This window comes from uncultured Brevundimonas sp. (genome assembly GCF_937870815.1).
In the GTDB taxonomy this organism is placed as follows: domain Bacteria; phylum Pseudomonadota; class Alphaproteobacteria; order Caulobacterales; family Caulobacteraceae; genus Brevundimonas.
This window is the reverse complement of record NZ_CALMZS010000110.1, coordinates 1-3,138: the sequence shown is the minus strand read 5'-3', so window position 1 is coordinate 3,138 and position 3,138 is coordinate 1. Positions and strand designations below refer to the sequence as shown.

General features: G+C 70.9%; 2 protein-coding genes. One reads left to right on the top strand and one right to left on the bottom strand.

The features are described 5' to 3' along the window. Positions 1–1,808 (bottom strand): malate synthase G (locus Q0588_RS07075; RefSeq protein WP_366872711.1); only part of this gene is annotated, 1,808 nt, incomplete at its 3' end. 827 nt (positions 1,809–2,635) lie between these two features. Here Q0588_RS07075 and Q0588_RS07070 point away from each other — a divergent pair. After that, positions 2,636–3,138 (top strand): Ada metal-binding domain-containing protein (locus Q0588_RS07070; protein ID WP_298745041.1); only part of this gene is annotated, 503 nt, incomplete at its 3' end.

Below are 3,138 nucleotides of genomic sequence, written 5' to 3'. Positions count from 1 at the left end.
GGCACCTTGGAGCAGCCGACGCCCTGGTCGATCCAGCGGACGACATAGCCGAGCAGGCCCTGGGCGTTGTTGTCGAGTTCCTCGGCGATCTCCTGTTCGGACCAGTTCCGGCCGGCGGCCAGCGGCGGGGTCAGCAGGGCATGGAGGCCGGGCGTCGGACGGGCGGCGATCCCGTCGCGCAGGGCGAAGACGTCGGTCTGGTGGTAGTGCAGGGCGTGCAGGGTCGCGGCGGTGGGCGAGGGCACCCAGGCGGTGTTGGCGCCGGTCTTCGGATGGGCGGCCTTCTGCTCGAGCATGTCGGCCATGCGATCCGGCGCGGCCCACATGCCCTTGCCGATCTGGGCCCTGCCGTCGAGGCCGCATTGCAGGCCGATGGCGACGTTGCGGGCCTCGTAGGCGGCGATCCAGTCCGAGGACTTGATGTCGCCCTTTCGCACGACGGGGCCGGCCTGCATGGCCGTGTGGATCTCGTCGCCGGTGCGGTCGAGAAAGCCGGTGTTGATGAAGACGATGCGGTCCCTCACCGCATGGATGCAGGCGGCGAGATTGGCCGAGGTGCGGCGCTCCTCGTCCATGACCCCGACCTTGATCGTGTGGCGGGCGAGGCCGAGCAGGTCCTCGACGGCGTCGAACAGGGCGTCGGTGAAGGCGCACTCCTCGGGGCCGTGCAGCTTGGGTTTGACGATGTAGATCGAGCCATGACCGGACTCTGGCCGGCTGTTCCTGAAGCGGCCGAGGCCCTTGAGGTCGTGCAGGGCGATCAGGCTGGTGACGAGGGCGTCGAGGACGCCTTCGGGGGCCTCGGACCCGTCGGGCAGATGGACCGCCGGGGTGGTCATCAGGCAGCCGACGTTGCGGATGAACAGCAGCGACCGGCCCGGCAGGGTCACGGTCGAGCCGTCGGGGGCGGTGAACGTGCGATCGGGGGCGAGGGTGCGGGTCAGGCGTTCGCCGCCCTTGTCGAAGGTCTCGGACAGGTCGCCCTTCATCAGGCCGAGCCAGTTGCGGTAGGCCGCGACCTTGTCGGCGGCGTCGACGGCGGCGACGGAGTCCTCGAGGTCGACGATGGTCGACAGGGCGGCTTCCAGCACCACGTCGGAAATGCCGGCGGGATCGTCGCGGCCGATCGGGTGGTCCGGGTCGAAGACCACCTCGATATGCAGGCCGTGGTGGCGGAACAGGCGCGAGCGGTCGCTGCGGCCGACATATTGCGCGGGGTCGCGGATCGCGATGCCCCGATGCGGATCGGTCAGGTCGGCCCAGGAGCCCTCGACCAGCGGCACGGCCTCGTCGAGGAAGGCCCTGGCCCGGGCGACGACGCGGGCGCCGCGCTCGGGGTCGTAGGCGCCGCCCCGGGGCAGGTCGCCGAGCGCGTCCGTGCCGTAGAGGGCGTCGTAGAGGCTGCCCCAGCGGGCGTTGGCGGCGTTGAGCACGAAACGGGCGTTGAGGCTGGGCACGACCAGCTGCGGCCCGGCGAGGGTGGCGACCTCCGGGTCGACATCGCGCGTGCCGACGGCGAAGGGGGCGGGCTCGTCGGCGAGATAGCCGATGTCGCGCAGGAAGGCGGTCGCGGCGGCGACGTCGTGCGGCCGGCCGCGGCGGTCGGCGTGCCAGGCGTCGATGCGGGCCTGCAGCTCGTCGCGCACGGCGAGCAGGCGGCGGTTCTCGGGGGCGAAACGGGCGAAGACGTCGGCGGCGCCGGTCCACAAGCGGTCGGGTTCGAGGTCGAGGCCGGGCAGGACCTCGGTCTCGATGAAGGCGACGAACTGCTCGTCGACCTGCAATCCGGCGCGCGGCGTCATCGGCATGGGCGTCTCCTCGGGGCGGGCCTGTAACATTCCGTGATGACGCCGGGGAAGTCGAGCGGGTTTTTGCGGTGCGGAGGGCGTGGGTCTTGCCCGGGTGAAACCCCGAAAAACGCTGTGGCAGAGTCGGCAGAGTCGGCAGGTCGCCGAAAAATGGTGTGGCAGAGTCGGCAGAGTCTATATCGACGCGCCTCGGGCGGTGCGGCGGTGGATGCGATTGTCAAAGACCGGCGGCGAAACGAGGCATTGTAGGCCCGCTGTTTTCCCCGGCGGGAAGATCGGTTCCAGAAACGCGGATGCGTCTGGAAAGGCGGGACTTCGTCCGCTGAACCAGACTATAATTCCGCGGATTGCCGGCATAGCGTCATGGTCGCCGCCCCGCTCTTGAGCCCGTCATCCCCGGGCTTGTCCCGGGGATCCATACGCGCGAGCGGAGGCCCGCGAGGCTCGACGCCCCAGGTCCGAGTCTATGGGCCCCGGGACAAGCCCGGGGGTGACGGAGCGAGGGAAAGGGCCGCCGGCGGGAGACGGACTACTGCTCGCTGCCCGAGCGCCAGAGGTTGTTGGTCAGGGGTTCGAGCAGGTAGCTGAGCGCGGTGCGCTTGCGGAGCAGGATGATGACCTCGACCGGGGCGCCGGGTGTTGGCCGAGCGGCCCAGCTTGGCCAGCTCTTCGGCGGGCACGACGATCTCGTTGGGGCTGATCTGGGCGACGATGATCTGGGAGGCTCCCGTGCGCCGGGTCCGACGACTTCGGCGACGCCGGATACGGGTCACGGCCGTGTCCGAAAACCGCGAGACTCCGGCGGGCGACGGGTCCATCCTGGGGCCATGGAAACCCCGCCGGAACTCGATCAGGAGGCCTGCTATCGCGCCGTGCTGACGCGGGACGCGCGGTTTGACGGGCGGTTCTTCGGCTGCGTCAGGACCACGGGAATCTACTGCCGTCCGGTCTGCCCGGCGCGCACCCCGAGGCGGGAGAATATGTTTTTCGTGGTCTCGGCCGCCGCGGCCGAGGAGGCGGGCTTCCGGGCCTGCCTGCGCTGCCGGCCGGAGACCGCGCCCGACATGGGCGCCTGGCGCGGCGCCTCCAACACCGTCAGCCGGGCCCTGGCGCTGATCGAAGCGGGGGCGCTGGACAGTCACTCGGAATCCGGGGGCGACGTCGACGCCCTGGCCGGACGGCTGGGCGTCGGCGAGCGCCACCTGCGGCGGCTGTTCCGCCAGCATCTGGGGGCGGCCCCGGTCAGCGTGGCCCAGACCCGGCGGGTGCTGCTGGCCAAGGCCCTGATCCACCAGACCGACCTGTCGATGGCCCAGGTGGCGCTGGCCTC